Annotated in this window: 6 protein-coding genes; 1 reads left to right on the forward strand and 5 read right to left on the reverse strand. The window is 56.7% G+C overall.

Going from position 1 to position 6,257, the window contains the following annotated elements; translation table 11 throughout:
• Positions 1 to 3: 3 nt before the first annotated feature.
• Positions 4 to 591 carry a sigma-E factor negative regulatory protein gene (locus K5E40_RS01625; protein WP_007911408.1) on the reverse strand — a complete coding sequence of 196 codons (588 nt, stop codon included), beginning with the start codon at positions 589 to 591 and terminating at the stop codon, positions 4 to 6.
• A 30-nt stretch (positions 592 to 621) separates the two neighbouring features.
• Positions 622 to 1,203: an RNA polymerase sigma factor RpoE gene (gene rpoE, locus K5E40_RS01630; protein WP_003172477.1), complete on the reverse strand. Its 582-nt coding sequence runs from the start codon at positions 1,201 to 1,203 to the stop codon at positions 622 to 624.
• 557 nt (positions 1,204 to 1,760) lie between these two features.
• Here rpoE and nadB point away from each other — a divergent pair.
• Positions 1,761 to 3,368: an L-aspartate oxidase gene (gene nadB, locus K5E40_RS01635; RefSeq protein WP_221729413.1), complete on the forward strand. Its 1,608-nt coding sequence runs from the start codon at positions 1,761 to 1,763 to the stop codon at positions 3,366 to 3,368.
• Between the two features lie 569 nt (positions 3,369 to 3,937).
• Here the strand turns inward: nadB and K5E40_RS01640 are convergent.
• From K5E40_RS01640 to K5E40_RS01650, 3 genes are all read right to left on the reverse strand, one after another.
• Positions 3,938 to 4,483: a hypothetical protein gene (locus K5E40_RS01640; protein ID WP_221729414.1), complete on the reverse strand. Its 546-nt coding sequence runs from the start codon at positions 4,481 to 4,483 to the stop codon at positions 3,938 to 3,940.
• Between the two features lie 226 nt (positions 4,484 to 4,709).
• Entirely contained in the window at positions 4,710 to 5,720 is a 1,011-nt protein-coding gene (locus tag K5E40_RS01645; protein WP_221729415.1) for a hypothetical protein, read from the reverse strand.
• Positions 5,721 to 5,761: 41 nt separating this feature from the next.
• Positions 5,762 to 6,091, reverse strand: a complete 330-nt coding sequence (locus tag K5E40_RS01650; protein WP_221729416.1) for a hypothetical protein — start codon at positions 6,089 to 6,091, stop codon at positions 5,762 to 5,764.
• Positions 6,092 to 6,257: the final 166 nt, after the last annotated feature.

Raw genomic sequence — 6,257 nt, forward strand, 5'->3', positions numbered from 1 at the left:
TCCTTAACGGTTTTCCAGGCTCGCTGCACGCGCATATGGCAGTGCGCTTTCAGTACCTTTCAGTGCTGCCTGTTGAGCGTGTTGGCGCAAGTAACCCGGCAGACGCTGATCGTGCCAGCCCGGCTGACCTTGCAGTACGCCGTTGGCCATAGGGCCAGTAGCTTCCGAACTCTCACTATAGCCTGCCAGAACAGCCGGGCCTTTCACTTGTGGAGTGGCCAGGGTTGGCTGGTTCGATTGCTGTGCCAGTTCAACACCCGCAATTTCATCCTGGTTGTAAAGGCGAACACCGGCCAGAACGGCAACAGTTACCGAGGCCGCAACAGCCAGACGACCGAGGTTGCGCCATGGGCTGCGAGATACTTTGGCCGGAGCCGTTTCGTCTTCCAGTGCAGCAGACACTGCCGCAGCGATATCCAGACGCGGAAGCAGCAAATCCTTGTGCATGGCTGCCCGAGCGATCTGGTAACGAGCCCAGGTCTCACGGGTTTCAACGTCGTCCAGTGCATTGAGCACTCGACGCAATTCCAGTTCGTCCGCTTCGTTATCCATCACTGCGGACAGCGATTCCTGCAGGGCTTCACGACTCATGGCGTTCCTCTCTTGGCTGTCGCCGCTGTCTCAGTTTTCCTGCAACAACGGTTGCAGGGCTTTATCGATGGCCTCCCGGGCGCGGAAAATCCGAGAGCGCACGGTACCCACCGGACACTGCATGACGCTCGCAATGTCCTCGTAACTCAGACCATCGAATTCGCGTAAAGTTAAAGCCGTACGCAAATCCTCTGGCAGTTGCTGAATGGTTCGATGGACGGTGCCTTCGATCTCATCCCGCAGCAGTGCACGTTCTGGTGATTCGAGATCCTTGAGGCCATGATCGCCGTCGTAGAACTCTGCATCTTCTGAACTTACATCGCTATCTGGCGGCCGGCGGCCGCGTGAAACCAGGTAATTCTTCGCCGTGTTTATGGCAATACGGTACAGCCACGTATAAAACGCACTGTCGCCGCGAAAGTTTCCAAGTGCTCGATACGCCTTGATAAAGGCTTCCTGAGCGACGTCCTGGGCTTCATGGGTGTCGTGCACAAAACGCACGATCAACCCGAGAATTTTGTGCTGATATTTCAGCACCAGCAGATCGAAAGCTCGCTTGTCGCCACGTTGAACGCGCTCGACCAGTTGCTGATCCTCTTCCTGGGTTAGCATGAACACTCCTCGATAAGCCCGGAGGAGACTTGCATAACTAAATGACCAGACTTGCAACCATAGACTCGGGCTTTTCGCAAAAGTTCTCCCCCTCCAAGCAAGTTTCCTGCGGGCTCTGTTTTGGCACGCACGAAAAACGCAGCGCGGGATAAACCGGCTGCGCGAATAATCTTGTCATCGGTTTCACCGGCAGGAACCCAACCGCAGATTCCGCACGCAAGCCGACACTGTCCCTTGTTTCTGGCACCGTCTATTGATCTTGGGCCTTTGACAAAAGTTCCAATTATTTATAGACGCCCCCACCCCACATTGGGCAACCCCGGGAAGAAAAAGTCTGTTTCATCGCCGATACAGTCGTCTCTCCACAAAACTTATGGAAATTCTTCCGACGAAACACACGGCTTTTTCCGTCACAGTAGTTTCACAATGCCATATAGGCCCGGCTATTGTGCCGCCCCACCCCTCTATATACTAGTGGGCTGTGTGGCTGTCTTGACTCGCCGATCCAGCTGTCTTGCACCACCCCCGATCCGGGTCGCTTTGAGCGGAATCCTGAAATGAGCCAACAGTTTCAACACGATATTCTGGTCATTGGCAGCGGTGCTGCCGGTTTGAGTCTTGCGCTGACCCTTCCGGGTCATTTGCGCATAGCCGTACTGAGCAAGGGCGATCTCGCCAACGGTTCGACGTTCTGGGCCCAGGGTGGCGTCGCAGCTGTGCTGGACGACACCGACACTGTCGAATCCCACGTCGATGACACCCTGAACGCCGGCGGCGGTCTGTGCCATGAAGACGCCGTGCGCTTCACCGTCGAGCACAGCCGGGAAGCCATCCAATGGCTGATCGATCAAGGCGTGCCGTTTACCCGCGACGAGCAGTCCGGCACTGAGGACGGCGGTTTCGAATTCCACCTGACCCGCGAAGGCGGCCATAGCCACCGGCGCATCATCCATGCGGCCGATGCCACCGGCGCTGCGATTTTCAAAACCTTGCTGGCCCAAGCCAAAGAACGCTCCAACATCGAACTGCTGGAGCAGCGAGTTGCCGTCGATCTGATTACCGAACGTCGCCTGGGCATGGACGGCGACCGCTGCCTTGGCGCCTACGTGCTGAACCGCGCCACGGGCGAAGTCGATACCTACGGCGCACGCTTCGTGATTCTGGCTTCCGGGGGGGCTGCCAAGGTCTACCTCTATACCAGCAACCCTGACGGCGCCTGTGGTGATGGCATCGCCATGGCCTGGCGCTCAGGCTGCCGGGTGGCGAATCTCGAATTCAATCAGTTCCACCCCACCTGCCTGTATCACCCGCAAGCCAAAAGCTTCCTGATCACTGAAGCGTTGCGCGGCGAAGGCGCGCATTTGAAGCTGCCCAATGGCGAACGCTTCATGTACCGCTTCGACAAGCGCGCCGAGCTCGCACCGCGTGACATCGTCGCACGCGCCATCGACCATGAAATGAAGCGTCTGGGCGTGGATTGTGTCTATCTCGACATCAGCCACAAACCCGAAGCCTTTATAAAAAGTCACTTCCCGACGGTTTATGAACGCTGCCTCGGTTTCGGCATCGACATCACTCAACAACCGATCCCGGTCGTACCCGCCGCGCACTACACCTGTGGCGGAGTCATGGTCGACCAAAACGGCCGCACCGATGTACCGGGTTTGTACGCCATCGGTGAAACCAGTTTCACCGGCCTGCACGGCGCCAATCGCATGGCCAGCAACTCGCTGCTGGAATGTTTCGTCTACGCCCGCTCGGCGGCGGCAGACATTCTGGCGCAACTCGATGATGTGACAGCGCCAAGCGCCCTGCCCGCGTGGGATGCCAGCCAGGTCACCGACTCCGACGAAGACGTAATCATTGCGCACAACTGGGATGAACTGCGCCGTTTCATGTGGGACTACGTCGGTATCGTGCGCACCAACAAGCGCCTGCAACGGGCACAGCACCGTGTGCGCCTGTTGCTGGACGAGATCGACGAGTTCTACAGCAATTACCGAGTAAGTAGGGACCTGATCGAATTGAGGAACCTTGCTCAGGTAGCAGAACTGATGATCCGGTCTGCCATGGAACGCAAGGAATCTCGGGGCCTGCACTACACTTTGGACTACCCGAAGATGCTGCCAGAGGCGAAGGATACGATCCTCACACCGACCTTTTGAGGCACGTTAGGAGCCTTCAGGTTAGCGAGGAGAGACCCCGTTTTGCAACAGGTTTGTCCCACCTTTGTTCCACCTTTGTCCCAGTCCTCGGCTCATTCGTCCGGGGTCTCCAGGGAGGGGCATACGGGGGAAAGCCTGGGAAGACATTGTGTGGAATGGGGTCTCAGATTTTTCTGTCAGTTTTTCATCAAGGGTCTTTGAGGTGCCCGTATAGCCAACGGCACGCATTGACGCACCATAAGGCCATATGGACAGCCACACAGACCCAGTACAGGGCCTGCAAGCGGTCCATGAGGTCACCTATGATTTCAGGGAGTGGTGGAAGCTGAAGTTTGTAAGGCCGTAATGCTTGGCAACCTCAAGGATGCCCTCATAGGAGTCAGGCCAGCCTCCACGGCTTGAGTCGTTGGTGGCTCCCGACTGAAGCAGGGCAAAACAAACAGCCGCATATGGGGTCAGATGATCGACTGACACCTTCGTGACCACTCGTTTATTGTTGTAAGTGAAACACAGCGTGAAGCTCATGGCTGACCTTACGTTGGAGTGTTTAGCGGCTGAGCATAGCAACTTCACGCTCTAAGCGGGGACCTATTGAGGCCTAAACCAATGGCTCGCTCAAGGGACAGGTTGCCCTTGGCTACAGCAGCCCTCAGCCCCTTTTGGGTGTTCTTGTGGGGAGCTTTGAGAGCCCTCCAGTCACAGCGATCATTGAAGGCGGACCGCTCAAGGATTGCAGCACTATGGTCATTGCCCATGTTGCGCATCTTGTCGGCCACCAGTAAGGCGACCTCAGGCATCTCAAGGATCGCCTCGAAGGCGTCATAGACCATTGCCTCGAACTCATCTGAGACCCATCCGGCATATGCCAGAGTGGCCCGCTTGGTGGCCCGAGTCACGGAGCCTGCTCGCCCCTTGTTTAACGAACCGATATTTCCGGTTTGTTCCAAGGTCTTGGCCTTCTTGGTGTCTACCCACTTACCCGGTTGTTTGCCTTTGGGTAGCTTCAGGGTCCGCCAGATGTCAGTCAGGTCCCACATACCTGAGTCATTAGCCTTGAAAGGTTTACCCTCAATGATGATTACGTGGGCCGCGTGCTTGTGTTTGATATCGATCATGTTCATGTTTTCCTTTTGTTTGCTCTCTGAGTTCGCTCCCACAGACCAGCACACAGGCCCCATGACGGGCTCTGATCGATGGCACAGAGAGCAAACAGAAAGACTGTGTTTGATGAATGCCCAGCGACGGGCGTTAACCGGTCCAGATTTGGACTCGTTGATTGATGGAATCCAGCGAGGCCCCCTCAGACTTGAGGGGACCCTTTAGGCCCTACTTGCGGGTCCCTCAAGGCGCATCCGAAAGGACGATCTGCTTGATGAGAGGCAAGGCCACTGGGGTGGTCTCCCAGTCAGAACCGTTTACCTTCACCTCGACCATAGCGGTAGCCATTACGTCTACCACTGCGCTGACCTCCAGCTCCCAGCTCAGCGAGGCACTATTGCGGCTCAGCTCAATGCGCCACACGTCGCCTTCACGGTTCTCACGAAAGGACAACAGAGCGAACGCTTTGGGTGCCAAGAAGATGCCTCGATCTGGTCCGCTGTAGACCTGCACACGAGTGCCCACCAATTCGTCGATGTCCTCCAAGCCTGCCCTTTGGGCGGCACGATTAAGAACAGGGCGAAGACTCACGGGAATCAGAACGCCAAACTCTGAGATGTCACGACCCCAGTAGGTGTCCAGGTGGGTGGCGATGAGGTCAAGGAAGTCCTCAGCCTGGGCAGCCGGTGTGCCAGTGAGTGGCCCAACGTAGACCTTAGAGACCGAGGGTTGGCTCTCCAGGCTCTCAGCGATCTTACCAGCCATGGTCAGCTCAAGGTCATTTAGGACCTTATTGGCGGTCTGCTCCATGCTCCGCTCAGTGAAACCAAACTGGACGGTGTGGTCGAGGATAGAGATTCGAGCCGACACCAACACGCCGACCTCAGGGGCCTCCATGGACACAAGCGAGCCTGCCAGAGCTACACCCTTGGTCACTGTGCGACCATCGTAGGTCTGCCGGGGATCGAAGGTCACTGACCGATCAGCCATCAGGGCGACTTGGGGGCACGTTGGGATCGAACCATAAGGGCGCACTTCGGACGGGAAAGCATTGTTCATGTCCTCCCGCCACTCTTCGCCATTCAGGTGCTCATCGGCGGCTTCCTGCATTGCCAAGGCGTAGACCGCTGGGTCGCTTGCGGCCACCTCTTCGGCCCGAATGTCCGAACTGTGGAATGTCGCCTGGGTAAGCCCGAGGGACTTCACGGATTGGGTATAGACCCGCTCAGGGGCCTTGTATTGAAAAGGCTTCATTTCTTGTAACTCCTAAAGGTTATGAATGGGTGTGGTTGCCATCAGCGGCCAAGCTGGGCACGGAGACGCTCACCGTAATCACGGATGGCTTGAGCCTGACGTGCACGCTCGGCCTTCTTCTCTGCGATTTCCTGTGCGGTCGGCACACGGCACCGCTCAGCGTTGGCCTTAGCCTCAGCAATCTGACGGGCTTCAAGTGCTGCCTTCTCGGCCATATGCTCTCGATAACTACGAGCGGCCTCAGGGGATGCACTCAGGGACAGACCAGCAGCGGCAAATACTTGAGCAACCTGAAGGATTCCCGAGTAGTTCTTGCCGTGTGCTGCCACCAATAGGGGCAACAACAAAGTCTCGACATACTCTCGGGCCATTGGCTGACCGTTCACGGTGGCCTTAGGGAAACTCTGAAAAAGGTTTCAAAATCTGGTGAAATATCTCCCATCACATGAGCTGAACGGTTGATCCCCCCATGAAGCAGATTTCTTTCGCCGATGCCGAGTACGCAGGTAAACGTAAGCGAACCCGCCGTGAGATTTT

Origin of the sequence: Pseudomonas baetica (genome assembly GCF_019733355.1) — a bacterium.
GTDB lineage: Bacteria > Pseudomonadota > Gammaproteobacteria > Pseudomonadales > Pseudomonadaceae > Aquipseudomonas > Aquipseudomonas baetica_A.

What these genes read in the sequence shown, in the direction of transcription:
- K5E40_RS01650 (WP_221729416.1), bottom strand. Translation starts at nt 6,091, where the DNA reads ATGGCCCGAGAGTATGTCGAGACTTTGTTGTTGCCCCTATTGGTGGCA.
- K5E40_RS01645 (WP_221729415.1), bottom strand. Translation starts at nt 5,720, where the DNA reads ATGAAGCCTTTTCAATACAAGGCCCCTGAGCGGGTCTATACCCAATCC.
- rpoE (WP_003172477.1), bottom strand. Translation starts at nt 1,203, where the DNA reads ATGCTAACCCAGGAAGAGGATCAGCAACTGGTCGAGCGCGTTCAACGT.
- K5E40_RS01640 (WP_221729414.1), bottom strand. Translation starts at nt 4,483, where the DNA reads ATGATCGATATCAAACACAAGCACGCGGCCCACGTAATCATCATTGAG.
- K5E40_RS01625 (WP_007911408.1), bottom strand. Translation starts at nt 591, where the DNA reads ATGAGTCGTGAAGCCCTGCAGGAATCGCTGTCCGCAGTGATGGATAAC.
- nadB (WP_221729413.1), top strand. Translation starts at nt 1,761, where the DNA reads ATGAGCCAACAGTTTCAACACGATATTCTGGTCATTGGCAGCGGTGCT.